Annotated in this window: 26 protein-coding genes and 2 pseudogenes; 14 read left to right on the top strand and 14 right to left on the bottom strand. The window is 68.1% G+C overall.

Annotated elements, in window-relative coordinates:
- From A5709_RS13730 to A5709_RS13720, 4 genes and pseudogenes are all read right to left on the bottom strand, one after another.
- On the bottom strand, positions 1 to 775 hold a 775-nt coding region (locus A5709_RS13730), incomplete at its 3' end, for an ABC transporter permease (RefSeq protein WP_068120364.1).
- Position 776: 1 nt separating this feature from the next.
- Positions 777 to 1,490 carry an MlaE family ABC transporter permease gene (locus tag A5709_RS13725; RefSeq protein ID WP_369806034.1) on the bottom strand — a complete coding sequence of 238 codons (714 nt, stop codon included), beginning with the start codon at positions 1,488 to 1,490 and terminating at the stop codon, positions 777 to 779.
- An 893-nt stretch (positions 1,491 to 2,383) separates the two neighbouring features.
- Positions 2,384 to 2,650: pseudogene (locus tag A5709_RS29250) on the bottom strand (hypothetical protein); the annotation flags it as partial.
- Between the two features lie 250 nt (positions 2,651 to 2,900).
- Entirely contained in the window at positions 2,901 to 3,128 is a 228-nt protein-coding gene (locus A5709_RS13720) for a hypothetical protein (protein WP_231971938.1), read from the bottom strand.
- A gap of 480 nt (positions 3,129 to 3,608) precedes the next feature.
- Between A5709_RS13720 and A5709_RS13715 the strand changes: the two genes are divergently transcribed.
- Entirely contained in the window at positions 3,609 to 4,757 is a 1,149-nt protein-coding gene (locus A5709_RS13715) for a thiolase family protein (protein ID WP_067946017.1), read from the top strand.
- Positions 4,754 to 5,557: a crotonase/enoyl-CoA hydratase family protein gene (locus A5709_RS13710; protein WP_082953184.1), complete on the top strand. Its 804-nt coding sequence runs from the start codon at positions 4,754 to 4,756 to the stop codon at positions 5,555 to 5,557. Before A5709_RS13715 ends, A5709_RS13710 begins: the two co-directional genes overlap by 4 nt.
- A 15-nt stretch (positions 5,558 to 5,572) precedes the next feature.
- Here A5709_RS13710 and A5709_RS13705 read toward each other — a convergent pair whose 3' ends face one another.
- Together A5709_RS13705 and A5709_RS13700 are read right to left on the bottom strand one after the other, a co-directional pair.
- Positions 5,573 to 6,589, bottom strand: a complete 1,017-nt coding sequence (locus A5709_RS13705) for an NAD(P)/FAD-dependent oxidoreductase (protein WP_068120363.1) — start codon at positions 6,587 to 6,589, stop codon at positions 5,573 to 5,575.
- On the bottom strand, positions 6,586 to 7,086 hold the full coding sequence (locus A5709_RS13700) for an isoprenylcysteine carboxyl methyltransferase family protein (RefSeq protein ID WP_068120361.1): 501 nt from the start codon (positions 7,084 to 7,086) through the stop codon (positions 6,586 to 6,588). The genes A5709_RS13705 and A5709_RS13700 overlap by 4 nt, the downstream gene beginning before the upstream one ends.
- 166 nt (positions 7,087 to 7,252) lie before the next feature.
- On the opposite strand from A5709_RS13700, the gene A5709_RS13695 reads away from it, so the two are divergent.
- Entirely contained in the window at positions 7,253 to 8,398 is a 1,146-nt protein-coding gene (locus A5709_RS13695; protein WP_068120359.1) for an NAD(P)H-binding protein, read from the top strand.
- The gene (locus tag A5709_RS13690) at positions 8,395 to 9,117 is read left to right on the top strand and encodes a CPBP family intramembrane glutamic endopeptidase (RefSeq protein WP_067946025.1); all 723 of its coding nucleotides are present in this window, start codon (positions 8,395 to 8,397) and stop codon (positions 9,115 to 9,117) included. Before A5709_RS13695 ends, A5709_RS13690 begins: the two co-directional genes overlap by 4 nt.
- A gap of 1 nt (position 9,118) precedes the next feature.
- Here A5709_RS13690 and A5709_RS13685 read toward each other — a convergent pair whose 3' ends face one another.
- Positions 9,119 to 10,468: a DUF2867 domain-containing protein gene (locus A5709_RS13685; RefSeq protein ID WP_068120357.1), complete on the bottom strand. Its 1,350-nt coding sequence runs from the start codon at positions 10,466 to 10,468 to the stop codon at positions 9,119 to 9,121.
- Positions 10,469 to 10,552: 84 nt separating this feature from the next.
- A complete protein-coding gene (locus A5709_RS13680; RefSeq protein WP_068120354.1) occupies positions 10,553 to 11,362 on the bottom strand; it encodes an enoyl-CoA hydratase in 810 nt (269 codons plus the stop codon).
- 97 nt (positions 11,363 to 11,459) lie between these two features.
- Between A5709_RS13680 and A5709_RS13675 the strand changes: the two genes are divergently transcribed.
- Complete coding sequence (locus tag A5709_RS13675; protein ID WP_068120353.1) at positions 11,460 to 12,545, top strand: CaiB/BaiF CoA-transferase family protein; 1,086 nt, start codon at positions 11,460 to 11,462, stop codon at positions 12,543 to 12,545.
- Between the two features lie 41 nt (positions 12,546 to 12,586).
- Entirely contained in the window at positions 12,587 to 13,339 is a 753-nt protein-coding gene (locus A5709_RS13670) for a 3-hydroxyacyl-CoA dehydrogenase (RefSeq protein WP_066951567.1), read from the top strand.
- A 132-nt stretch (positions 13,340 to 13,471) separates the two neighbouring features.
- On the opposite strand, the gene A5709_RS29100 is transcribed toward A5709_RS13670, so the two are convergent.
- Complete coding sequence (locus A5709_RS29100) at positions 13,472 to 13,594, bottom strand: hypothetical protein (RefSeq protein ID WP_003878506.1); 123 nt, start codon at positions 13,592 to 13,594, stop codon at positions 13,472 to 13,474.
- A gap of 308 nt (positions 13,595 to 13,902) precedes the next feature.
- Here A5709_RS29100 and A5709_RS13665 point away from each other — a divergent pair, with 308 nt between their 5' ends.
- Both A5709_RS13665 and A5709_RS13660 read left to right on the top strand, forming a co-directional pair.
- Entirely contained in the window at positions 13,903 to 16,215 is a 2,313-nt protein-coding gene (locus tag A5709_RS13665) for an MMPL family transporter (RefSeq protein WP_068120351.1), read from the top strand.
- A gap of 65 nt (positions 16,216 to 16,280) precedes the next feature.
- The gene (locus tag A5709_RS13660) at positions 16,281 to 16,910 is read left to right on the top strand and encodes a class I SAM-dependent methyltransferase (RefSeq protein ID WP_067946035.1); all 630 of its coding nucleotides are present in this window, start codon (positions 16,281 to 16,283) and stop codon (positions 16,908 to 16,910) included.
- A 9-nt stretch (positions 16,911 to 16,919) separates the two neighbouring features.
- On the opposite strand, the gene A5709_RS13655 is transcribed toward A5709_RS13660, so the two are convergent.
- The gene (locus A5709_RS13655; protein WP_067946037.1) at positions 16,920 to 17,633 is read right to left on the bottom strand and encodes an NAD-dependent deacylase; all 714 of its coding nucleotides are present in this window, start codon (positions 17,631 to 17,633) and stop codon (positions 16,920 to 16,922) included.
- Positions 17,634 to 17,670: 37 nt separating this feature from the next.
- Between A5709_RS13655 and A5709_RS13650 the strand changes: the two genes are divergently transcribed.
- Entirely contained in the window at positions 17,671 to 18,036 is a 366-nt protein-coding gene (locus A5709_RS13650) for a GntR family transcriptional regulator (RefSeq protein WP_066951550.1), read from the top strand.
- An 11-nt stretch (positions 18,037 to 18,047) separates the two neighbouring features.
- On the opposite strand, the gene A5709_RS13645 is transcribed toward A5709_RS13650, so the two are convergent.
- Complete coding sequence (locus A5709_RS13645) at positions 18,048 to 18,569, bottom strand: DUF1697 domain-containing protein (RefSeq protein WP_067946039.1); 522 nt, start codon at positions 18,567 to 18,569, stop codon at positions 18,048 to 18,050.
- 77 nt (positions 18,570 to 18,646) lie between these two features.
- Between A5709_RS13645 and A5709_RS13640 the strand changes: the two genes are divergently transcribed.
- Both A5709_RS13640 and A5709_RS13635 read left to right on the top strand, forming a co-directional pair.
- The gene (locus A5709_RS13640) at positions 18,647 to 19,090 is read left to right on the top strand and encodes a PPOX class F420-dependent oxidoreductase (RefSeq protein ID WP_067946041.1); all 444 of its coding nucleotides are present in this window, start codon (positions 18,647 to 18,649) and stop codon (positions 19,088 to 19,090) included.
- A 36-nt stretch (positions 19,091 to 19,126) separates the two neighbouring features.
- Complete coding sequence (locus A5709_RS13635) at positions 19,127 to 19,315, top strand: DUF5302 domain-containing protein (protein ID WP_067946043.1); 189 nt, start codon at positions 19,127 to 19,129, stop codon at positions 19,313 to 19,315.
- A gap of 41 nt (positions 19,316 to 19,356) precedes the next feature.
- Here A5709_RS13635 and A5709_RS13630 read toward each other — a convergent pair whose 3' ends face one another.
- A complete protein-coding gene (locus tag A5709_RS13630) occupies positions 19,357 to 19,890 on the bottom strand; it encodes a nuclear transport factor 2 family protein (protein WP_067946081.1) in 534 nt (177 codons plus the stop codon).
- Between the two features lie 112 nt (positions 19,891 to 20,002).
- Between A5709_RS13630 and A5709_RS13625 the strand changes: the two genes are divergently transcribed.
- Together A5709_RS13625 and A5709_RS13620 are read left to right on the top strand one after the other, a co-directional pair.
- Positions 20,003 to 20,575 (top strand): HhH-GPD-type base excision DNA repair protein, encoded by a 573-nt coding sequence (locus A5709_RS13625; RefSeq protein ID WP_067946045.1) that lies wholly within the window; start codon positions 20,003 to 20,005, stop codon positions 20,573 to 20,575.
- A gap of 28 nt (positions 20,576 to 20,603) precedes the next feature.
- Positions 20,604 to 20,750: a DUF1059 domain-containing protein gene (locus tag A5709_RS13620; protein WP_067277197.1), complete on the top strand. Its 147-nt coding sequence runs from the start codon at positions 20,604 to 20,606 to the stop codon at positions 20,748 to 20,750.
- A gap of 73 nt (positions 20,751 to 20,823) precedes the next feature.
- Here the strand turns inward: A5709_RS13620 and A5709_RS13615 are convergent, their stop codons facing one another.
- Together A5709_RS13615 and A5709_RS13610 are read right to left on the bottom strand one after the other, a co-directional pair.
- The gene (locus A5709_RS13615) at positions 20,824 to 21,948 is read right to left on the bottom strand and encodes a hypothetical protein (protein WP_197520142.1); all 1,125 of its coding nucleotides are present in this window, start codon (positions 21,946 to 21,948) and stop codon (positions 20,824 to 20,826) included.
- 32 nt (positions 21,949 to 21,980) lie between these two features.
- Positions 21,981 to 22,658, bottom strand: a complete 678-nt coding sequence (locus A5709_RS13610) for a hypothetical protein (RefSeq protein WP_067946049.1) — start codon at positions 22,656 to 22,658, stop codon at positions 21,981 to 21,983.
- Positions 22,659 to 22,804: 146 nt separating this feature from the next.
- On the opposite strand from A5709_RS13610, the pseudogene pimE reads away from it, so the two are divergent.
- Positions 22,805 to 23,103 (top strand): annotated as a pseudogene (gene pimE / locus A5709_RS13605) (mannosyltransferase); the annotation flags it as partial.

Below are 23,103 nucleotides of genomic sequence, written 5' to 3'. Positions count from 1 at the left end.
CCGCTTCACCGACACCGACCGGCCCGCCGGTGGCGGTGTAGCCGTAGTAGCAGTGGGTGGTCATCACGACCACCGCAGCCGGGAGCACCTGTGCGAACGACCAGCCCACGTCGTCGAGGCGCAGGAATGTATGGAAGTAGTGGTTGTAGGTGCCGGTGGACTGCCCGTAGAAAAGCACGGTGGTGACCTGTGCCGAGAGGAAGGACAAGGTGATCGCCAGCCCGTAGAGCGGGATGATGACGACGAGACCCGCCACCACCCGGGTGGAGGCCAGATAGGCGACCGATCGGATGCTCATCACTTCGAGCGCGTCGATCTCCTCGCTGATACGCATGGCGCCCAGTTCGGCGGTGGCGCCGGCACCGACCGTGGCGGCAAGTGCTTGACCGGCGGCGACCGGCGCGACAAATCGCACATTGACCAGTGCGGCCAAAAAGCCGGTGAAGGCGTCGGCACCGACGTTGCCCAGCGTCGCAAAGCCTTGGATGGCGACCAGTGAGCCCGCGGACAGGGTGATGAGGCCGATGATGGTGGCGGTGCCACCGACCACGGCCATCGCGCCGGTGCCCATCCCCATCTGGGCAATCATGCGCAGCAGCTCTCTGCGGTAGTGGCGTAGGGCGAAGGGGATCTGCCCGACTGCGGCCATCGCGAACCAGACCATCTGCCCGACTTCGACCATTAGCCGGGCCGGGGCGTCACCGTATTCACGGAGGGCAGTGGCTGCCCGCGGGAAGCGGATGCGCAGCGAGGGGGTCGCGGTAGCCGTTGCCATGTCAGCGGCCTGTCCCGAACCGGACACCGATCGTGGTCAGTGCCGCGTTGACGGCGAAAAGCGCGATGAAGCACAGCACCACCGTCTCGTTGACGGCAGTGCCCAGGCCCTTGGATCCGCCGCGCACGATCAGCCCGCGATAACAGCCGACCAGGCCGGCGATCAGCCCGAACGTCGCGGCCTTGATAATCGCGATCACCACCTCGGGCAGGCCGGTAAGCGCTGTCAGCGTGGACACGTAGCCACCGCTCGAGACGTTCTGCACGTACACGCTGAACACATAGGCGCCCGCTAGCCCGACGGCGACCACGAGGCCGTTGAGCAGCACCGCGACGATTGTCGAGGCGACGACGCGGGGGACCACCAGCCGGTGGATCGGGTCGATGCCGAGCACTTCAAGGGCATCGATCTCCTCGCGGATCGTGCGCGCACCGAGGTCGGCGCAGATCGCGGTGCCGCCCGCACCGGCGACGACCATCACCGTCACGATCGGGCCGAGCTGGGTGACCGCGGCGATCCCGGCACCAGCACCAGAGGTGTCCGCGGCGCCGAACTCGCCCAGTAGGACATTGAAAGTGAAGATGAGCAGCACGGTTTCCGGGATGGACAGCGCGATAGCGGGCAGCAGCGATACCCGCATGAGGAACCAGCCGGCCACGATGAACTCACGCCATTGGAAAGGCCGTGCGAGGGCTTTGCCGGTGAGCGCGCACATGCGGAAGAACCCGCCGGCCACTTCCGCCCCCGCCCGGAGGTGGTTTCCGAATTTGCCGACGGCCACAGTCAAGGTAGTCATCGGGGCGAGGCCTGACGTGGCGCATGAGCTTGCGCTGTTGATCGCCCGAGGGAACGGATCTGGGTCGGCGTGTGGTAGCCGACCGGACTACCGAATCGCATCGTCTGCTCAAGCGGGTCATGCAGTCTCGTGAGCCCGACATGGCGTTGGCGGTCGCGATCACGATCCGCAGGCTTGCCGCCATACCGCCAGTGCTGCGAAAAGCGATTCGTTAGAGCGCATTTCGGGAATCCGCCGAAAGACGCCGATATCCGACGGCATCGCCTCGACTCCGGGCACGACGGTGCGAGGTGCGACCCGCCGCATAGCTCGTCACCGGGCTCCAGCCACGGGCCGGTCACTTGCGCCCCTTGACCGGCGTCCTCCGCCCCGCTCCGACTCCCCGTCGGTTGTGCCACGCAGCCACTATGGCATTCGACTGTACGGACAGTCAATAACGACGCGGGCGCGGAATGAACGGCGGATGGCCGCGCCGGAGTCTTTGGGCTGCTCCACTATCGCGACCCTTTGGCGACTTGGCCCTTGCGCTACCCTCGGCGCGTCACGAGAGGCACGTCCATCCCGTTTTGGTCGGCGAACAAATCGACTGTACGTAGATGCGCGACTAGGGGGAATCGACTACGGGTCAATTACCCGCTCCTGCAGTGCATTTCGCTGCCGACTGCGCGGCCTGTCATCCCGTTGCGGCGGTGAGGGATTCGGCACGGCCGAGACGACGTCCGCGGAAGGGTCGCCCACTTGCTCAGCGCCAGGTGGTCGAGCAGCAGCCCGCCGAGCGAGCCGCCACATGGGTACTGCCGCGTCGCCGGTTGTCACTCAACCGCTCTACCTTGCGCTGGCGTGCCACCTTCGCGTTGCCGGCGAGCATCCGTGGGGCTTCGGACGTGTAAATGGTTGCGGCTATGCGCTTGTACGCCGCCGACCGGTGGTCCCATGGCGGCCGCAGGACCTCGAGCCGGCGAGCCGGAGGAAATTCCCCGAGTTCCCACCACATGATCTTTGGTCCAGAAGTGATCAACGATGGTGTCCCCGGACACCCCAAGCTCCTCGGCGATATCGCCGAGATTTGTTCTGTCATAGGCACGTTCAGCGACCTAGCGCACGAACGCTTCAAGGATCTTACGATTACCGGGCACGCGGTGTGGCGTCAGCCCTCGGCATAACTAACCGTACGAGCGGTCAATTGTCACTCGTCCCGCGCATCCTCCCCGGTTGCGCCGCGACCGGTCGGCTGGTCCGGCGCGGGGTATTGACGGCGTTGCCGGCTCTGGCGGCGACGGCATCAGCCGCCGTAGCGCCTGCTCGCGAAGAACGGCACCGTGCCGTACGTCAAAATGGCCTGCGCCCAGTGCTCTCATCCGGTGCGGTTACGACAAACATATTCGAGCCGGGTGCTGACTTGATCTCACCGGCTGCGTACATGGTCATGAGGTCTCTGCCATCGCTGTCGGCAACGCAGACATAGGTGTCCGTCTCCGCGTCATAGTCGAAGCTGTCCCAAGCCAATACGAACGCCAAGCAGTTGCCGTCGCGGTCGGCGATCACCAGCTTGTGCACGCCTGACTCTTTTAATAGCTCGGCATCCCGCACGCGCTGCTGAGGGGCTCCGTTGGTGTGAAGCGTTAGGCTGTCTAACATCTGTACTCCCTTGGCGAGGTTCTCTCCTCCGATCCGAACGCTCGAATGCTCCGGACCAAGGCCAGTGTCTCTCCGAATGCCGCCCCCGACCAGGGCATTACGACCCATCCTCAATGGCTCGTGAGTCGCCCGACAAAGAGGGCGAAATTCGAAGGCCTGCAGGATTCGCCAACGATTCGCATCCACGCGCAAACCGTTCGCAACTGCTGCCCGATCGATCACGACCGTGGTGGTAGCAGGTGGCCTCACGAGCGCATTGGCGTGGAGGCGAGTGAAAGCCAATCGTGCTTGGCCCCGCCGGAGCCACCCCGCCCTTCAACCTCCCAACCCCTTGGTTGACAATCGATCCAAGACCCACTTCGTCTGAAGTCCACACGTCACGTCAAAGGAGACACGAGCATGGCTGAAGCCGTCATCGTCGAGGCAGTGCGCTCACCGATCGGGAAGCGCAACGGCGGGTTGTCCGGGGTGCACCCCGCGGACCTGTCAGCGCAGGTGCTCAACGGATTGGTGGAGCGGGCGGGCGTCGACCCCGGGATCGTCGACGACGTCATCTGGGGCTGCGTCATGCAGGCGGGCGAGCAGGCCCTCGACATCGGCCGCACTGCCCTGCTGGCCGCCGGGTGGCCGGAGACCGTCCCGGGCGTGACCGTCGACCGCCAGTGCGGCTCGAGCCAGCAGTCCATCCACTTCGCGGCGGCCGGCGTGGTGGCCGGGCACTACGACGTCGTGGTGGCCGGGGGCGTGGAGTCGATGTCGCGCACGCCGATGGGCTCGTCGCTGGCCAACGGTGGGCGGCCCTACCCCAAGGCATTCCTGGACCGCTACGAAGGGCAGATTCCCAACCAGGGCCTCGGCGCGGAGATGATCGCCGAGCAATGGGGCCTGGACCGCACCGCGCTCGACGAGTTCTCTCTGGGCTCGCACGAAAAGGCCGCGGCCGCACAGGATTCCGGTGCCTACGACGACCAGATCGTGGGAATCAAGGACCAGGACGGCAACGTGGTCCTCAAGGACGAAGGCATCCGCCGGGGCACCCCGATGGAGAAGATGGCGTCGCTGAAGCCGGCGTTCAAGGAAGACGGCGTCATCCACGCCGGCAACTCGTCGCAGATCTCCGACGGCGCGGCCGCCCTGCTGTTCATGTCCGCCGAGAAGGCCAAGGAGCTCGGCCTCAAGCCGATCGCCAAGGTGCACACCGCGACGCTGGCTGGGGCCGACCCGGTGATCATGCTGACCGCGCCCATCCCGGCCACCCAGAAGGTGCTCAAGAAGTCGGGACTCTCCATCGGCGACATCGGGGCTTACGAGGTCAACGAGGCGTTCGCACCCGTTCCGCTGGCGTGGCTGAAAGACATTGGCGCCGACGAGAAGAAGCTCAACCCGAATGGCGGCGCGATCGCGCTCGGCCACCCACTCGGCGGCTCCGGGGCGCGGCTGATGACCACGCTGCTGTACCACATGCGGGACAAGGGAATTCGCTACGGCCTGCAGACGATGTGCGAAGGTGGTGGCCAGGCCAACGCCACCATCGTGGAGCTGTTGTGACGGACGCCGCCACCGATCAGCCGGCGGTGCTGGTCGAACGACGCGGCAACGTCATGGTGATCACCATCAACCGGCCCGAGGCACGCAACGCGGTCAACGGCGCCGTCAGCATCGGCGTCGGGGACGCGCTCGACGCGGCGCAACACGACCCTGACGTACGGGCCGTGGTGATCACCGGCGCCGGCGACAAGTCGTTTTGCGCCGGCGCCGACCTCAAGGCGATCTCGCGCCGGGAGAACCTGTATCACCCCGAGCACGGCGAGTGGGGCTTCGCGGGTTACGTGCACCACTTCATCGACAAGCCCACCATCGCGGCGGTCAACGGCACCGCCCTGGGTGGGGGTACCGAGCTGGCCCTGGCCAGTGACCTGGTGGTGGCGGACGAGCGGGCCAAGTTCGGCCTGCCCGAGGTCAAACGCGGGCTGATTGCGGCCGCGGGTGGCGTGTTCCGGATCGTGCAGCAGCTGCCGCGCAAGGTGGGGATGGAGCTGCTGCTGACCGGTGAGCCGATCACCGCCTCCGACGCCTTCGAATGGGGCCTGATCAACCAGGTGGTCGAGGAGGGCACGGTGCTGGAAGCCGCACTGGCCCTGGCCGCCCGGGTGACCGTCAACGCACCACTGTCCGTGCAGGCCAGCAAGCGCATCGCCTACGGCGTCGACGACGGGGTCGTCACCGACGAGGAAGCGGGATGGCAGCGCACCATGAAAGAGATGGGCACTCTGCTGCGCTCCGAAGACGCCAAGGAGGGGCCGCTCGCTTTCGCCGAGAAGCGGGAGCCGGTCTGGAAGGCGCGCTAGCCCGGTGACGCTGCGCTAGGTCGCCAGGACGTTCACCCCGCGCTGGAACGCGGCGGGCAGCAGCGTGCATGCCGGCACGATGGCACGGCGCGCGAGCGGTGGGGTGCTGGCCAACACCAGGCCACGGGTAAGTAACCGGTAGTTGCGGGTAATCCGTTGCCACGCAAGCTCATACGACGACGGACTCTCGTCGGCGATCGCGGCGACCGCCGCGGCCGCTTGCTTGACTGCCAGGCTGATGCCTTCGCCGGTCAGTGCGTCTTCGTACCCCGCCGCGTCGCCCACGAGCAGCACCCGCCCCGCGACCCGGCGGGAGACCACCTGCCGCAACGGCCCGCACCCGCGCGCCTCGCCGCGGCCGGCACCGTCTAATTGCCCGGCCAGCCTTGGGAACCAGGCGAGGTCGGGTCGACCCGGCGACAAGATCGCCACGCCAACGAGGTCCGGTTCGACCGGGGTGACGTATGCCTCGCCCCAGCGCGACCAGTGCACCTCGACGAATTCGGACCACGCCGGCACCCGGTAATGCCAACGGACGCCGTAGCGCCGCGGCGTCCCCGCCGTCGCCGTGATTCCGACGGATCGCCTGACCTGAGAATGAAGTCCGTCGGCCGCCACTAACCATTTCGCACGCACGCCGGCGGCCGTCACCCCGTGCGCGTCCTGCTGCACGGTGGTCACCCGCGTCCGAAGCCATTCGGTGTCTTGCTCTTTCGCGCGCGCGGCCATTGCCGCGTGCAACGTCGTGCGCCGCACCCCCCGGCCCGGCCCGTTGCGAAACCGGGCCTGCGCCCGGCGGTGTTCGCTGACGTAAGCGATGCCGTGAAAGGGCATGCCGACCGGGTCGACCCCGAGCGCCGTCAGCTCGGCAAGCCCGCCTGGCATGAGGCCCTCACCGCACGCCTTGTCGATGGGGCCCTCGCGCGGGTCGGCGACGATCACCGAAAGTCCTTGGCGGCGTGCGTGTAACGCCGTGGCCAGGCCGCCCGGGCCGCCGCCGACGATCAACAGGTCGGTGTCGTAGTCGGTCATGTATAACCCAGCGCCGAGTTCTCGACCTGCAGCCGCACCCTCAGCAGCGCCGCGTTCGCCAGGGTGAAGATGCCCGCGGTCAGCCACGCCGTGTGCACCAACGGCAGCGCCAACCCCTCAGCCACCACTGCAACATAGTTCGGATGGTGCAGCCACCGGTAGGGACCCTGACGCACCAGCGCGGCCTGCGGCAGCACGATCACCCTGGTGTTCCATCGCCGCCCCAGCGTGGCGATGCACCACCAGCGCAGGCCCTGGCTGAGCGCCACCACCGTCAGCATCGGCCAGCCCAGCCAGGTGATGAACGGCCGGTGCAGTGCCCACGGTTCGAGAACGCAGCCGACCAGCAACCCGGTGTGGATGAGCACCATCACCGGATAGTGTGATCGGCCAAATTCCTTGGCGCCCTGGGCAAACGACCACTGCGCGTTGCGCTTGGACACGACCAGCTCCACGACGCGTTCGATCCCGACCGCGAGGACCAGCAGGTAATACATGTCTCCACTATCCGTTGACGAGGACTGCTTGTACCGGGTCCACGGTGCCGCCGCCGCGCCGGTTCACCCGCCGCGAGCGTAACCACCCGGCGAAAATCCGGGCCGGGAATCCCGGTGGTGTCACGTACGCGCCACCGGCCGAGCTCCGCCCGCTAGGTTGGACAGTATGCGGATCCTCGTCACCGGTGCCACCGGCTATGTCGGATCGCGGCTGGTCACGGCGCTGCTGGCGGACCGGCACCACGTCGTGGCCGCCACCCGGAACCCCGAGCGCCTAAGACGGTTCGGCTGGGTCGACGACGTCACGCCGGTGGCCTTCGACGCCGCGGATCCCGCGTCGACCCGGGCGGCTTTCGCGAGCTCCGGCCCCATTGACGTGGTCTATTACCTGGTGCACGCCATCGGCCAGCCCGGCTTCCGCGACGCCGACAAGGCCTCCGCCGCCAATGTGGCCGCGGCGGCCAGGGATGCCGGGGTGCCACGCATCGTCTACCTGGGCGGATTCGTGCCCGCCGACGAGATCTTGTCCGAGCACCTGACCAGCCGGGCCGAGGTGGCCGAGGCCCTGGCGGTCCCGGACGGCCCGGAGCTGGTGTGGCTGGGCGCGGCGATGATCGTCGGCGCCGGCTCGACCTCGTTCGAAATGATGCGTTACGTCGGAGACCGCTTTCCGCTCATGCCCATCCCGAGTTGGATGGACAACCCGATCGACCCGATCTCCATCCGTGATGTCCTGTATTACCTCGTCGCTGCGGCCGACGCCGAGCGGTTGCCGGCCGGCGCGTACGATATCTCCGGCCCGGACACGACGTCCTACCGGGAGCTGCTCAAGACGTATGCGCGAATCTCCGGCAGGTGGCACGCCGGGCTTCCTGTCGGCCGGGTCGACACCGGGCTGGCATCGCTGATCACCGGCGTCGCGCTCCCGGTGCCGCCGGGGCTGGCCGGCGACCTGGTCGAATCGCTGGACCATCCGATGGTGGCGTCCCACAGCGACCTACGCGACCGGGTGGCCGACCCGCCCGGTGGGTTGCTCGGCGTCAAAGACGCCATTGCCTTAGCCTTGGCCGATCAGTCGAATCGCCCGCGGCCGGTGAACGCTCTGGCCGATCCCCATCATCTGGCCGACACCGATCCCGTGTGGGCCGGCGGCGACGCGCGGCGCATCCGCCACGTCGCAGGCCGACTCACCCCGCCCGTCGTGCGCCCGGCCCTCCGCCTGGTCAACAGCGTCCCCGGGCCCGTTGCGGGCGCGCTGCGAACCGGCATCGACATCCTGACCTCGCTGACCCCGAAGGTGCGTCTCGCATGAGCCAGTCAACCGCCCCGTCCAACACCGGCACGCTGTCCGAGTGGCGCCGGGCGCTCACCAAAGTCGCTGTGCCGCACCATGAGTCGCCTGCCGTCGTGCGGCGTCGCCGGATCATCGTGGCCGTCACGGTGGTCATCGGTGCCGTGGTGCTCGGGTTTTCGTTGCGGCGCCACCCGGGGGATTCGAGCTTCTACTGGCTGACTTTGGCGCTGGCGGGGGTGTGGGTCGCCGGCGGGTTCGCGTCGGGCCCGTTGCATCTGGGCGGCATCTGTTGGCGCGGCCGCAACCAGAGGCCGGTCATCACCGGGACGGCGATCGGTCTGCTGCTCGGCGGGGTCTTCGTGATCGGCGGGCTGATAGCCCGGGAGATCACGCCCGTGGCGGAGCTGATCACCAGGGTGCTGGAATACGCCCACCACGGGTGGTATCCGGTGATCGTGGCGATCACGCTCGTCAACGGCGTCGCCGAGGAAGTGTTCTTTCGCGGCGCGCTCTACACGGCCCTGGGCCGGTATCACCCCGTCCTGATTTCGACCATCCTCTACACGATCGCGACGCTGGCCAGTGGCAACCCCATGCTCGGCTTCGCCGCCATCATCCTGGGGACGGTGTGTGCATTCGAGCGCCGGGCGACCGGCGGTGTTTTGGCGCCGGTGCTCACCCACTTGGTGTGGGGGCTGATCATGGTGCTCGTGCTGCCGCCGATGTTCGGGGTATGAGCTAACCGGTCGTCGAACTCGCGACGTCGCGCGCCAGGGCGCGCATCGCGGCGGCCTGCCGCGGCCGCGCGAGTAACCAGTACGCCCGTCCGGGGATGCCGCTGGGGAGGAAGATCGACCGCTGCGTGAGCTGGCTGCCGCCTTCCTTGCGGGGCGCGACGGTGATTTCCAGCCATTGCTGCCCGAGCTTGTGCCTTCGCGCTCGCAGCCGCATCCCGGAGCCGGGTTCGGCCTCTTGCACCGTCCAGCGGCCGCCGCGCGCGGCTCTGCCCACGGCGTTTTCCAGAGCCCTCCACACGTCCTCGGGCCCGGCCTCGATCGCGGCAATCTGAACCTCGGTGTAGACGATCTCGCCGGCCCACTCGGGGTCGCTGGGCAGCAGGTTGGCCGGCTCGGTCCGCAACGACGACCAGGTGGCGTCGGGCAGCCCGCGCTGAGCCCGATTGAGCGCGAGTTCGACGGCCCGGCGGTAGGCGGTCAGGCCGCCGGGCGGCGGAGTGATGATGCTGTCGATGTCGTGGTTGCGCATGACCGCGTCGCATTCCAGCGATTCGATCAGCGGCCGCGCCAAGCCCGGGGGAATCGGCGTCACCGTGCCCACCCAGAGGCTGGCGATCGTCGGTGTCAGGAACGGCAGCACGATCAGGTATCGCTTGCCCAGCCCGGCCACGTCGGCGTAAACGCGCATCATGTCGCCGTACTCCAGGACGTCGGGCCCACCGATGTCCCACGTCCGCGATGACGGCACCGGCGCCGTCGCCGCCGCGACCAGGTAGTACAGCACGTCGCTCACCGCGATCGGCTGGATCTTGTTGTGCACCCACTTCGGAGTGGTCATCACCGGCAACCGGTCGGTGAGGTGGCGGATCATCTCGAAGGATGCCGAGCCGGAACCGACGACGACCCCGGCCTGCAGCACGACGGCCTCGACGCCTGACTCGATGAGGGCCTCGCCCACGGCCTTGCGGGATTCCAGGTGCGGTGACAGCTTGCGGCCTTCGGGATGCAGCCCGCTGAGATACACCACCCGGCGAACCCCGGTGCGGCGCGCCGCGGTCACGACGTTGCGGACCGCGCGCGTCTCCTCGTCGGCGAAATTCTCCGACGTGCCCATCGAGTGGACCAGGTAGTAGACGACGTCGATCCCGTCGAACGCGGCGACCAGCGAATCGACGTCGCCCAGGTCGCCGCGTGCGACCTCCGCCTGTTGTCGCCACGGAACGTCCGCCAGCTTCGCCGGGTTGCGCGCCAAGGCGCGCACCTGATGGCCCTCGTCGAGCAGTCGCGGCACCAACCGGCCGCCGATGTAGCCGGTCGCTCCGGTCACCAGGCAGCGCATCGGTTCAACCATCGGTTCTCCGTTCCTCGAGAGGGGAGGCTGACGCGACAGGATTGCCGGAACGATGCGGGACTAAAAGCCCTCGGCCGAACGAATTCAGCGGTCGGTGAAGTCCGGCGTGCGGCGCTGCTGGAAAGCGGTTGCGCCCTCGACGAAGTCGTGCGATCGCAGCAGCACGGCCTGCCCCTCGTACTCGCGCTGCAAAGCCGGATCCAACTGGGGGAGCGTGGCCGCGTTGATGGCGAGCTTGGTCTTGCCGAACGCCGCGACCGGTCCCGCCAGCAACCTGGCGATCACCTTGTCCACCTCGGCCTCGAATTCGTCGGCCGGGTAGACCGCGCTGACCAGTCCCCAGGACAGCGCGTCGGCGGCGGGCAGCCGTTCGGGCAGCAGCGCCATGTGCATCGCCCGGATGCGGCCGACTGCCGCGGCGATCAGTGCGGACGCACCGCCGTCGGGCATCAGGCCGATCTTGGTGAACGCGAGCATGAAAAAGGCGCTCTCCGACGCCAATACGATGTCGCAAGCCAGCGCCAGGGAAACACCGACGCCGGCCGCGGGGCCCTGGACCACCGCGACCACCGGGTGCGGCACCGCGGCGATCGCCCGGATCAGGCGGTTGATCTCCACGACGATCTCGTCCGGCGGGACCCCAGTGCTGGACACGTCGTCGGCGCTGATGCCCGCGCCGGAACAGAAGCCCCGGCCCGCACCGCCGAGGCGCACCACCTTGACCTCCGGGTCGGTGGCCGCGCGCTCCATCGCGTCGGCGATGCCGGTAATCACCGGCAGGGTCAGCGAATTGAGGCTGTCGGCCCGGTCGATGGTCACCGACAGCACGCCGTCGGACGACGTGACGGAAAGGCCTGCGACGGGGGTCAGGGTGTCGATCGCGGATTGCGCCATGGGCTCACCCTAAGTGACCGGGCTGCGCGCCGGTCCGGGGCGGCTGCGAAGATGCCAACTACAACGGGCGTCAGAGCAGACGAAAGGTCGGTAGATCGTGGCTGGACCGCTGAAGGGACTTCGGGTCGTCGAGTTGGCCGGCATCGGGCCGGGTCCGCACGCGGCGATGATCTTGGGGGATCTGGGTGCCGACGTGGTGCGCATCGATCGGCCATCGACTGGCCCGGGTGGTGTCGCCAAGGACGCCATGCTGCGCAACCGGCGTGTGGTGACCGTCGACCTCAAGTCCGACGAGGGACGTGCCGTCGTGCTCAAGCTCGTCGCCAAAGCCGACGTGTTGATCGAGGGCTTCCGCCCCGGCGTCACAGAGCGGCTCGGCCTCGGGCCCGAACAGTGCGCCGAGGTGAACGAGCGGCTGATCTACGCCAGGATGACCGGCTGGGGACAATCCGGCCCGCGCAGTCAGCAGGCGGGCCACGACATCAACTACATCTCCCTCAACGGGATCCTGCACGCCATCGGCCGGGCGAACGAGCGGCCGGTGCCGCCACTGAACCTGGTCGGCGACTTCGGCGGCGGCTCGATGTTCTTGTTGGTCGGCATCCTGTCCGCCCTGTGGGAGCGGCAGAACTCCGGCAAGGGTCAGGTGATCGATGCCGCGATGGTCGACGGCTCCAGCGTGTTGATCCAGATGATGTGGGCGATGCGGGGACTGGGCATGTGGTCGGACGTGCGCGGGACCAACATGCTCGACGGCGGCGCGCCCTACTACGACACCTACGAGTGCGCCGACGGGCGTTACGTCGCAGTGGGCGCCATCGAGCCGCAGTTCTACGCGGCCATGCTGTCCGGGCTGGGCCTGGACGCCGCCAACTTGCCGCCGCAGAACGACGTGAGCCGCTGGCCCGAGCTGCGCGCGGCGCTGACGGCGGCCTTCGCCGCCCACGACCGTGACCACTGGGCGAAGGTGTTCGCCGATTCCGACGCGTGCGTGACCCCGGTGCTGGCGTTCGGCGAGGTGGACAGCGAGCCGCACATCACCGAGCGGAACACCTTCTACGAGGTGGACGGCGGCCTGCAGCCGTTGCCTGCCCCGCGGTTCTCCCGCACCACGCCCGACGTGCCTCGGCCTCCGGCCGCCCCCCTGGCCGACGTCGAAGCTGTGCTGAACGACTGGGTATAGTCGCCAACCAACTGGTTGGCTGGACTCAAGGAAGGACTCGCATGGAAATCAAGGACGCCGTAGCCGTCGTCACCGGGGGCGCCTCGGGCCTCGGCTTGGCCACCACCAAGCGGCTGCTGGACGCCGGGGCGCAGGTGGTGGTGATCGACCTACGGGGCGAAGAGGCCGTCCAAGAGCTCGGCGAGCGCGCCCGCTTCGTGCAGGCCGACGTCACGGACGAGGCGGCCGTCAGCAAGGCGCTGGACACCGCCGAATCGCTGGGCCCGGTGCGCATCAACGTCAATTGCGCCGGCATCGGCAACGCCATCAAGACGCTGTCCAAGGACGGCCCGTTTCCGCTGGACGCGTTCAAGAAGGTGGTCGGGGTCAACCTGATCGGGACGTTCAACGTGCTGCGGCTGGCCGCCGAGCGCATCGCCAAGACCGAACCGGTCGGTGAGGAGCGCGGCGTCATCATCAACACCGCGTCGGTCGCCGCGTTCGAAGGCCAGATCGGCCAGGCCGCTTACTCGGCGTCCAAGGGCGGCGTGGTCGGCATGACGCTGCCGATCGCGCGCGACCTGTCGCGCGAGCTCATCCGCGTGGTAACCATCGCGCCGGGATTGTTCAAGACCCCGCTGCTGGGCTCGCTGCCCGAGGAGGCGCAGAAGTCGCTGGGCAAGCAGGTTCCACACCCGGCCCGGCTGGGGGACCCCGACGAGTACGGCGCGCTCGCGGTGCACATCATCGAAAACCCGATGCTCAACGGCGAAGTCATCCGCCTGGACGGCGCCATCCGCATGGCTCCTCGCTGAGGCCGCCAAACACGAAAGCCCCCCGCGTTGAGCGGGGGGCTTTCGTAACGGAGCAAGAACTTATCGGCGGAACCATCGACTGACGGCGGGTTCGGCCATTAACAGGCGGGCGAGCATGCTCATAGTCGGACCTCAGCTCGCCGCTTGCAGTTCGTCGAACTGCTCCGAGGTCTCGCCTTCCACCAGGACGTCGCCGTGGTAGAGGGCTTCGAAGTCAACCTTGATGACGTCGGCACTTGTGTCGTCGATCCACATGACACTGAGCGTATGGGCCACCATTAAGGAATCTTTGAGTCACGATTCGGAAAACCGTGGCAATTTACCGCTCGGTAGGTTGTACGCGGCCCACCGCGGCGTTTAGCCCCGTGACCTGCTTAGTTGCCACACATTTTTCTGGCCGGACTCTTACTGTCGCCGCGGTTTAAAACGCCGCATTGAACCGTGCGGCCGCCGCCGTCCGTGCTTAAAGAGGAACTGTTTGACGCGTGAAAATTAGCGTTTGTTAAGTTGCGCGGGTACGCCAGCGGCCAGGGCGATCAGCACCGGCGGCGGAAGGGCTCGACATGCTGCAGGGGATCGCCCGGTTGGCCATCGCGGCGCCGCGCCGCATCATAGCAATAGGTGTCCTGGTCTTCATCGCCGCCGCGATCTTCGGCATCCCCGTCGCCAAGAGCCTGTCGCCCGGGGGCTTCCAGGATCCGCGCTCGGAGTCCGCCCACGCGATCCAGGTGCTGACCGACAAGTTCGGGCAGAGCGGTCAGCAAATGCTGATCCTGGTGACAGCGCCCGGGGGCACCAACAGCGAACAGGCCCGCACGGTGGGGACCGACCTGGTCAACGGGCTGCAGAAGTCACCGTTGGTCTACAACGTGTCGTCGCCGTGGACGGTCCCCCCGGAGGCGGCCGCCGACCTGATCAGCCGCGACGGCAAGTCGGGCCTGCTGGTCGTCAACCTCAAGGGCGGCGAGAACTACGCGCAGACCAACGCCCAGACCATCGCGGACCAGTTCATCCACGACCGTGACGGCGTGACCGTCAGCGCCGGCGGCGCGGCGATGCAGTACGCCCAGATCAACACCCAAAACCAGGCCGATCTGCTGGTGATGGAGATGATCGCGCTCCCGCTGAGCTTCCTGGTCCTCATCTGGGTGTTCGGCGGGCTGCTGGCGGCCGCGTTGCCGATGGCGTTGGGCGCGCTGGCCGTCGTCGGTTCGATGACGGTGTTGCGGCTGATCACGTTCAGCACCGAAGTGTCGATCTTCGCGCTCAACCTGAGCACCGCGTTGGGCCTGGCGCTGGCGATCGATTACACACTGCTGATCGTCAGTCGCTACCGCGACGAGCTGGCCGAGGGCAGCGACCGGGAAGAGGCGCTGATCCGGACCATGGCGACCTCCGGGCGCACGGTGCTGTTCTCCGCGGTCACCGTAGCGTTGTCCATGTCGGCGACCGTGGCGTTCCCGATGTACTTCCTCAAGTCGTTCGCCTACGCCGGTGTGGCCACCGTGGCCTTCGTCGCGACCGCCTCGATCGTGATAACGCCGGCCGCCATCGTTCTACTGGGCCACCGGCTGGACGCGCTGGACGTGCGCCGGCTGCTGCGCCGCGTCTTTCGGCGGCCCGAGCCGGTGCACAAACCCGTCGAGCAGCTGTTCTGGTACCGGTCGAGCAAGCTGGTGATGCGCCGCTGGGCGCCGATCGGCCTGACCGTCGTCGCATTGCTGCTCCTGCTCGGCCTGCCGTTCCTCGGCGTGAAATGGGGCTTCCCGGACGACCGGGTGCTGCCGCGTTCGACCTCGTCCCACCAGGTCGGTGACCGACTCCGCAACGATTTCGCCGACGACTCCGACACGTCCGTGCCGGTCGTCATTCCCGATGCGCGTGGCGTGAGTCCGGCGGACCTGGACCGATACGCCTCGGACTTGTCGCGAGTTCCCGACGTGTCGGACGTGTCGGCTCCGGGCGGGACGTTCGTCGGGGGGAACCGAACGGGACCACCCGCCGGGGCCACCGGGCTGGCCGACGGCAGCGCCTTCCTGACGGTCAGCAGCACGGCGCCGCTGTTCTCGCCGGCCAACGACGCCCAGCTCAAGCGGTTGCACGAGGTGCCCGGGCCGGCCGGCCGGGCCGTCGCGATGGGTGGTGTCGCCCAGGTCAACCGCGACAGCGTGGACGCGGTCACCGACCGGCTTCCGCTGGTGCTCGGGCTGATGGCCGCCATCACGTTCGCGCTGCTGTTCTTGCTCACCGGCAGCGTGGTACTGCCGGCGAAGGCGCTGGCCTGCAACATCCTCTCGCTGACCGCGGCCTTCGGTGCACTGGTGTGGATCTTCCAGGACGGGCATCTCGGCGCGCTCGGAACCACGCCGAGCGGGACGCTGGTCGCCAACATGCCGGTGCTGCTGTTCTGCATCGCCTTCGGGTTGTCGATGGACTATGAGGTGTTTCTGCTCTCGCGGATCCGCGAGTACTGGCTCGCGTCAGGGGCCGCTCGACCCGGACGGCCGACCCCGAAGGAGGCGCACGCCGCCAACGACGAGAGCGTCGCGCTCGGCGTCGCCCGGACCGGCCGGGTGATCACGGCGGCGGCCTTGGTGATGTCGATGTCGTTCGCGGCGCTGATCGCCGCTCACGTTTCGTTCATGCGGATGTTCGGCCTGGGGCTGACGCTTGCCGTGTTCGCCGACGCCACCCTGGTGCGGATGGTCGTGGTGCCGGCGTTCATGCATGTGATGGGCCGGTGGAATTGGTGGGCGCCCAGGCCGCTGGCCTGGCTGCACGATCGGTTCGGCATCAGCGAGGGAGGGGCCCACGGATACCTCGAGCCGGTCCTCGACGGCGGCCCGCTGGGGGAACCCGTGCCCAACATCGGCTGACGCCCCGATCGGTTCGTCGGCAAGACCCTATTGTGGGGCTCATTTGAGTCGGAAGGTTGACGTGTATGACAACGGCGGTCGACAACCCGTTCTTCGCGCGCATCTGGCCCGTCGTCGCCACCCATGAAACCGAGGTGATCCGGGCCCTTCGCCGGGAGAACCTTTCGGGGCTGTCGGGGCGGGTGCTGGAGGTCGGCGCGGGCATTGGGACGAACTTTCCGCACTACCCGGAGTCGGTCCACGAGGTGGTCGCGGTCGAGCCCGAGCCGCGGCTGGCCGCCCAGGCGCGTGCCGCGGCGGACGTGGTACCCGCCCGCGTCGTCGTGACGGGCGAGACGGCCGAAGGGTTCAGCGGCGGCGAGCCGTTCGACGCCGTGGTGTGCTCGCTGGTGTTGTGCTCCGTGCAGGATCCCGGCGGCGTGCTGCGACGCCTCTATTCGCTGCTGCGCCCGGGTGGAGAGCTGCGCTACCTCGAGCACGTGGCGAGCGCAGGAGCGCGGGGCCGTTTCCAGCGGATCGCCGACGCGACGCTGTGGCCCCGGTTGTTCGGCAACTGCCACACCCACCGCGACACCGAGCGCTCGATCATCGACGCCGGATTCGAAGTCGACTTTTCCCGGCGCGAGTTCACGTTGCCGGCGTGGGCGCCGATGCCGGTTTCGGAAATCCTGCTGGGCCGCGCCCGCAGGCCGTAGATCCCGCGGCTACTTCAACAGCGCGGGCAGCCGCTGCAACAGCCCCGGCAATGCCTGGCCGGCCGTTTCGCGGATGCTGATCGTGGCGTGCCGCGACAGCGGCGTGACCTCGGGATTGACCTCGATGACGGCGGTGCCGCGGGACAGCGCCAGCTCGGCCAGCCCGGCCGCCGGATAGACGATCGCCGAGGTTCCGACGACCACCATCACGTCGGCGGCCTCGGTCGCCTCGACGGCGGACTGCCACGGCGCGTCGGGCAACGGTTCACCGAACCACACGATGTCGGGCCGGATCAGGCCGCCGCAGTGACAGACGGGCGGCTCTACTTCCAGCATCGGTTCGGGCATCGCGGGCAGCGCGCCCGTGTAGGGCATACCGCAACGGTCGCAACGGAATTCGAACAGGCTGCCATGCAGGTGATGAACCGGCATGCTGCCGGCGCGCTCGTGCAAGTCGTCGACGTTCTGGGTGATGACGCTGACCTCGGCGCCGTCTTGCCAGGCGGCGATCGCGCGGTGCCCGGCATTGGGCTGGACGTCGGCCACCAGATAGTGACGCCATAGGTACCAGCCCCACACCCGCTCGGGATTGTCGCGCCACCCTTGTGTGCTGGACAGCTCGTAGGGATCGAAGCGGGCCCACAACCCGTTCTTGTCGTCGCGGAAGGTCGGCACCCCGCTCTCCGCGGAGATCCCCGCGCCGCTCAGCACCGCTACTCGCATCCCACAAAGATAGCGGTGCTTGGGACATACTGAAGAGGTGGAGCTGCGGGATTTGCTGAAGGTCGACATGAAGGCGGGCAGGCCGCTGTTCGACCAGCTCAGGACCCAAGTCATCGACGGCGTTCGGGCCGGCGCGCTGCCGCCCGGGACCCGGCTCCCGACGGTGCGCGACCTGGCCGGCCAGCTGGGCGTCGCGGCCAACACCGTGGCCCGCGCCTATCGGGAACTCGAGTCCGCGGCGATCGTCGAAACCCGCGGACGCTTCGGCACTTTCATCTCCCGCTTCGACCCGACCGACGCCGCGATGGCGGCCGCCGCCAAGGAGTACGTCGAGGTGGCCCGGGCGCTGGGGCTGACGAAGTCCGACGCGATGCGCTACCTGACCAACGTGCCTGACGACTGAGCGTTGTAGTTCTAGCGCAACACCTTGGCCAGCGTGCGCAGGTTGCGCGTGGTCGTCGACGACTTGTAGCGCGGCTTGCCCATCGTCTTGCCGATCGTGCTGTCCAGGGTGCCGCCCTTGGGCACCTGCCAATAGATGACACCCGCGCCGGGGCCGATCCGCTCGTCCGATCCGGTCTCCTTGCCGAGGGCGGCGAGCTCGTCGAGCGCCGCCTTGTCGGCGACGAACGTGACGTAGGACTGGTAGCCGTCGACCTCGGGCTCGAACGGGTAGGCATCGACGATGGCGCGCACCGTCTCGAGGTCGTAGACCAGCACCCAGGCGTCGTAGCCGAAGTTCTCGCGTAGCGCGGCTTCGGCCTTCTTGCGCACGGACGCCGCACCGGCGGACGACTCCAGCAGGACGTTGCCGCTGGCCAGGATGGTTCGCACGTTGGTGAATCCGGCGTCGGTCAAAGCGCGCGCCACCTCGGCCATCTTGAGGTTGACGCCGCCGACGTTGACGCCACGCAGGAACGCCGCGTATTTGGTCACCTTCCGATTTCACCAGGGCCGCCCGCGCCGATGCGATCCGGGACCGGTTGCTGGACGCGCGACGTAGGCTTTCTTCCATGGGACGCCAAGTCTTCGACGACAAGCTGCTGGCCGTGATCAGTGGAAACTCTCTCGGAGTGCTGGCCACCATCAAGCGCGACGGGCGCCCGCAGTTGTCGAACGTGAGTTACCACTTCGACCCGCGCGACTTGGCGGTGCGGGTGTCGATCACCGAGCCGCGGGCCAAGACGCGCAACCTGCGCCGCGATCCGCGGGCGTCCATCCTCGTCGATGCGGACGACGGGTGGTCGTACGCGGTGGCGGAGGGCACGGCGATCCTGACGCCGCCTGCGGCCGCCCCCGGCGACGACACCGTCGAAGCGTTGATTGCCTTGTACCGCAACATCGCCGGCGAGCACCCGGATTGGGACGAGTTCCGCGAGGCGATGGTCACCGATCGGCGAGTGCTGCTGACCCTGCCGATCTCGCACGTGTACGGCATGCCGCCCGGAGTGCGGTAGCCGCCCGATTACGGGATTCCCGGCTAGGCTGCCGGTATGGCTGAATCGAAGTCTTCCGAGGCGCCGGAATCGGACGACGACAACAAGCGCAAGTTCCGGGAAGCCCTCGACCGCAAGATGGCCAAGTCCTCGGGCGGGTCCGACCACAAGAGTGCCGGCGGTAAGCAGACTCGCGCGCACGGCCCGGTGGAGAACCGCCGCGAATTCCGCCGCAAGAGCGGCTGACGGTCGCCCGTCGCCCGTTGCGCGCCAAGCACTTTGGCGGGTCAGCCGTCCGGCGGTGTGAAATGGCTGACCGAAGGGTCGGCCTGACCGGGCTCGCCGCGCAGACTGCCCCGGGTGCTGGGGTGTCCGAAGTTCACTTGGGACGGGTCGTTTTGGTAGGCCCAGTCCGCCACGATGGTGCGTTCACGGAACTTCCAGCGGCCGTCGTGCTTGGTGTAGGTGTCCAGGTACCGGCCCCCGATGATCACGTCTAGGTCGTGGTCGGGCCCGGCGAAGGTATGAAACACCAGGCAATAGATCTCACCGCGGGCCTGTTCGCCCTCGACCACGAAGTTCGTCGTGGTGATGTTGTGTTGGGAGACACGCACATACGGTTCCGCGGCCTGCAGTTGGGCGATGAATTGTTCGACGCCGCCCGAGGAGAACGAGCCGTGCGAGTCGGTCGCCTCGGGGTGGTACAGGCTGCGCAGGGCGTCGTAGTCGGCGCGGTCGACGGCCCGGCAGTAGGCGGTGACGAGCTGATGCAGTTCGTCGCGGTCCAGCATCAGCGCCACGCGGGCCTCGTCCACCACCACGTCACCCAACTCCCTGGTTGTTCGCCGGCCGTAAGCGCCTCTCTGATAGGTAGTCTCTCAACACATAGGTGACGGGTTTTAGGGTGTTCAGCGGAAAGGCTGGTCATTGACGGTGAAACTTTGGCTCGCTCAAGATCCTGAGGCCGACGCGCTGCTGGACGACGACCCGTTGGCCCTGCTCATCGGAATGGTGCTCGATCAGCAGGTGCCCTTCGAGACGGCGTTCTCGGGGCCCAAGAAGATCGCGGACCGGATGGGCAGCTTCGGTGCTCACGAGATCGCCGAGTACGACCCCGACAAGTTCGCCGCGCTGTGTTCGGAAAAGCCTGCGATACACCGCTTTCCGGGGTCGATGGCCAAACGCATCCAGACCCTGGCCCAGATCATCGTGGACCGTTACGACGGCGATGCCGCCGGCTTGTGGACCGCCGGGGACCCCGACGGCGAGGAGCTGCTGCGGCGAATCAAGGGGCTGCCCGGGTTCGGCGAAGTCAAGGCACAGATCTTCCTGGCTTTGCTGGGCAAGCAGTACGGCGTCACGGTCAAGGGCTGGCGTGAGGCGGCCGGGCAGTTCGGCAAGGCCGGCACGCACATCTCCGTCGCCGATATCGTCGACGCCCAATCGATGGGCAAAGTGCGTTCCTACAAGAAGCAGATGAAGGCCGCGGCCAAGGCGGCCAAGTAGTAGGTCACCAGAAGGGAAGGGCGGCAACGTGAAGACACACCTGACGTGTCCGTGCGGGGAAGCCATCGTCGGCAAGGACGAAGACGAGCTGGTCGAGCTGACCCAGGCTCATCTCGCCAGCGATCATCCGGGTCTCGAATACGATCGCGACGCCATCCTGTTCATGGCGTACTGACGATCCGACCAAACGCCGAGCGCGCGTGCCCGGATGGGGACACGCGCGCTCGGGGCGGGGAACAGTGCTGGCCCTACGGCACCACCGTGGAGCCGATCGTGGGCATGAACTGGCACTGCTTTTCCTTGGTGGTGACCTGCCCGAAAATGGTCGACATGATGCTGCCCGACCCGGTGTCGGCGATCGCGGTCAGCGTTGTCGGCCCGTCGCCGTTGATATCGGTGCGCGGCTTGAGCGCGACCGTCCCGGACTTGCCCGTGGTCAGGTTCACCCACGTGACGTTCAACGGCAGCTTCTGTACCTCGGCCGGCCCGGGGGTGCCGACGGCGGTGAACACATAGGCGGTCTGCCCGGGGCCCGGCCCGGGAGTCGGAATCTTCGCCGGGCCCGCCACCGACAGCGCGGTGGCGATCGCGCTGGTGCCGTCGGCCAGGCAGTTGGTGCCGATCGAGGGATACATGAAGTCCTGCGTGGGCGGAGCGTCCGGGCCGAACCCCGGAGCCGCCGCCGGCGCCGCGGCGGGTGCGGGAGCCGCGGCCGGTGGAGCCTCGGCCGGAGCGGGAGGCGCCGGCACGGGAGCCGCAACGGGTGCGACGGTGCCCGCGGCCGGCGCCGAAGCCGGCGGCGCGGTCACCGGTGGAGCCGCCACCGGGCCCGGGCCGGCGGCATGGGCCGGGTCGATGCCGGTCGGCAGGTGTGACTGGGCGCCCGGTTCGACGCCCGCGGCCGACGGGGCCGCGGCCGGTCCCGGGCCGGCGGCGTGGGCCGGGTCGATGCCGGTCGGCAGGTGTGACTGGGCGCCCGGTTCGACGCCCGCCGCGGGTACATGCGGCACCGGCGCGCCGTCCGGGAGGGCGGTGCCGGGTTCGGGGGAGCCCGGCTGGGACAGGAATTGATTCACCGACTGGGCGACATTCCGGGACTCGGTGGGCGCGCCCTGGTTGTGGCTGAAGGCCTGCGCTGCGGCCATGAGCAGCTGTGTCGCCTGCCCGGGGTTGGTAGCCGCCTGCTGAATGATCGGGCTCAGCTGCGATAACGCCGGCAGGCCCGGAAGTTCTTGAGTCGAGTTGGGTTGCGGTGTCGCCGGTTCGGCTGCCGCGCTCGGGCAGAACCCGAACGCGGCAGCCGATGCCGTCACGACAGCGGCCAATCCTTTGGACAGATTCCAAGTGGTTGCCACGGTGTGTCCTCCGGTCAGTAGGGGGTGGCTTTGCTGTCGGGGTTAACTAATCAGGGCAGGGCCGCGAGCAGCGGCGCTACCGGGTTGGCCCCGGTTGCCGGTGCGGCCGCGGGTGCGGCAGGCGCCGCCGGAGCCCCGGCCAGTGCCGGCAGGTCCTGCGGCAGGGTCATCTGCGCGGGCATGTTGACCGGCAGATTGGGCAGGAACGCCGGCATGTCGACCTTCGCCTGCGGAATCTGCGGGGCCGGCGGGGTGGCGGGGGCGGTCGGCGTCGACAGCCCCGGGATGGCCGGCAGTCCGGGGATGGACGACGTGGCCGGTGCGGCGGGCGCCGCGGGTGCCGTCTGTCCCAGGCCCGGGATCAACCCCTGCAGGCCCTGCGTGGCCGACGGGGCGGACGGCGCCGAGGGCGTAGCCGCCTGCGGCAGACCGGGAATCGAGGGGATGCTCGACGCGGGATTCGCCGGCGACGTCGCCGCGGCCGACGGAACTCCCGGGAAGGTGATGCCCGGAGCGGCCGGCGCGGACGGCGGGGTGGCGCCCAGGGCGGTAGCGAGGTTCTGCAGGATTTGGGGCGCGTTGGCCGCCGAACTGATCAGCTGCTGCGGAATGTTCGGAATCGGCGGAGCCGGCACGGGGTCGGCGTGGGCGATACCGCCCGTGAGTAGGGCTGCGGACGAACCGACGACGACGGCCGCTGCACGCATGTAAGTCCAGATGGTTGGCATGACTCTCCCTGGTTGTGGAAAACGGGTCCGCCGCCGAAGTTACGTTGATACTGATGGGACTCAAGTGACACGTGTGGCATTTATTTGATCGTTATTGATACGAGTGACGGCGGTGACCGAACGCCCGTCGACCAGGACCGTTGGCGGTGACGAGGGCAACCGGTGCCGCTCACGCCCCCCGGATCGCTAAAGTCGGGCGCATAGACACCACTTCGGCCACCCCGGCGGCACCCCCGCGCCGGCGATTCGCGAGTCTGCTTCGGGCGGCGGCACCCGCGCTGCTAGTCGCCAGTGTCGCCGCGCGGCTCGGCTGGACATATCTGTCGCCCCACGGTGCGAACTTCGTCGACCTGCACGTTTACCTCGGCGGTGCCGCCGCGCTCGACCATCCCGGCACGCTGTACAGCTACGTCTACGCCGATCAGACGCCGAACTTCCCGCTGCC

The organism is Mycobacterium sp. E1386, from assembly GCF_001672745.1.
Classification (GTDB): Bacteria; Actinomycetota; Actinomycetes; order Mycobacteriales; family Mycobacteriaceae; genus Mycobacterium.
This window is presented reverse-complemented; position numbering and strand designations above follow the sequence as displayed.

Excerpts from the sequence above, each read along its gene's own strand:
- A5709_RS29100 (WP_003878506.1), bottom strand. The coding sequence starts at position 13,594 with ATGTGGATCGACGACACAAGTGCCGACGTCATCAAGGTTGACTTCGAA.
- A5709_RS13670 (WP_066951567.1), top strand. The coding sequence starts at position 12,587 with ATGGAAATCAAGGACGCCGTAGCCGTCGTCACCGGGGGCGCCTCGGGC.
- A5709_RS13655 (WP_067946037.1), bottom strand. The coding sequence starts at position 17,633 with ATGCGAGTAGCGGTGCTGAGCGGCGCGGGGATCTCCGCGGAGAGCGGG.
- A5709_RS13660 (WP_067946035.1), top strand. The coding sequence starts at position 16,281 with ATGACAACGGCGGTCGACAACCCGTTCTTCGCGCGCATCTGGCCCGTC.
- A5709_RS13700 (WP_068120361.1), bottom strand. The coding sequence starts at position 7,086 with ATGTATTACCTGCTGGTCCTCGCGGTCGGGATCGAACGCGTCGTGGAG.
- A5709_RS13695 (WP_068120359.1), top strand. The coding sequence starts at position 7,253 with ATGCGGATCCTCGTCACCGGTGCCACCGGCTATGTCGGATCGCGGCTG.
- A5709_RS13725 (WP_369806034.1), bottom strand. The coding sequence starts at position 1,490 with ATGTGCGCGCTCACCGGCAAAGCCCTCGCACGGCCTTTCCAATGGCGT.
- A5709_RS13690 (WP_067946025.1), top strand. The coding sequence starts at position 8,395 with ATGAGCCAGTCAACCGCCCCGTCCAACACCGGCACGCTGTCCGAGTGG.
- A5709_RS13680 (WP_068120354.1), bottom strand. The coding sequence starts at position 11,362 with ATGGCGCAATCCGCGATCGACACCCTGACCCCCGTCGCAGGCCTTTCC.
- A5709_RS13635 (WP_067946043.1), top strand. The coding sequence starts at position 19,127 with ATGGCTGAATCGAAGTCTTCCGAGGCGCCGGAATCGGACGACGACAAC.
- A5709_RS13685 (WP_068120357.1), bottom strand. The coding sequence starts at position 10,468 with ATGGTTGAACCGATGCGCTGCCTGGTGACCGGAGCGACCGGCTACATC.
- A5709_RS13640 (WP_067946041.1), top strand. The coding sequence starts at position 18,647 with ATGGGACGCCAAGTCTTCGACGACAAGCTGCTGGCCGTGATCAGTGGA.
- A5709_RS13610 (WP_067946049.1), bottom strand. The coding sequence starts at position 22,658 with ATGCCAACCATCTGGACTTACATGCGTGCAGCGGCCGTCGTCGTCGGT.
- A5709_RS13705 (WP_068120363.1), bottom strand. The coding sequence starts at position 6,589 with ATGACCGACTACGACACCGACCTGTTGATCGTCGGCGGCGGCCCGGGC.
- A5709_RS13665 (WP_068120351.1), top strand. The coding sequence starts at position 13,903 with ATGCTGCAGGGGATCGCCCGGTTGGCCATCGCGGCGCCGCGCCGCATC.
- A5709_RS13715 (WP_067946017.1), top strand. The coding sequence starts at position 3,609 with ATGGCTGAAGCCGTCATCGTCGAGGCAGTGCGCTCACCGATCGGGAAG.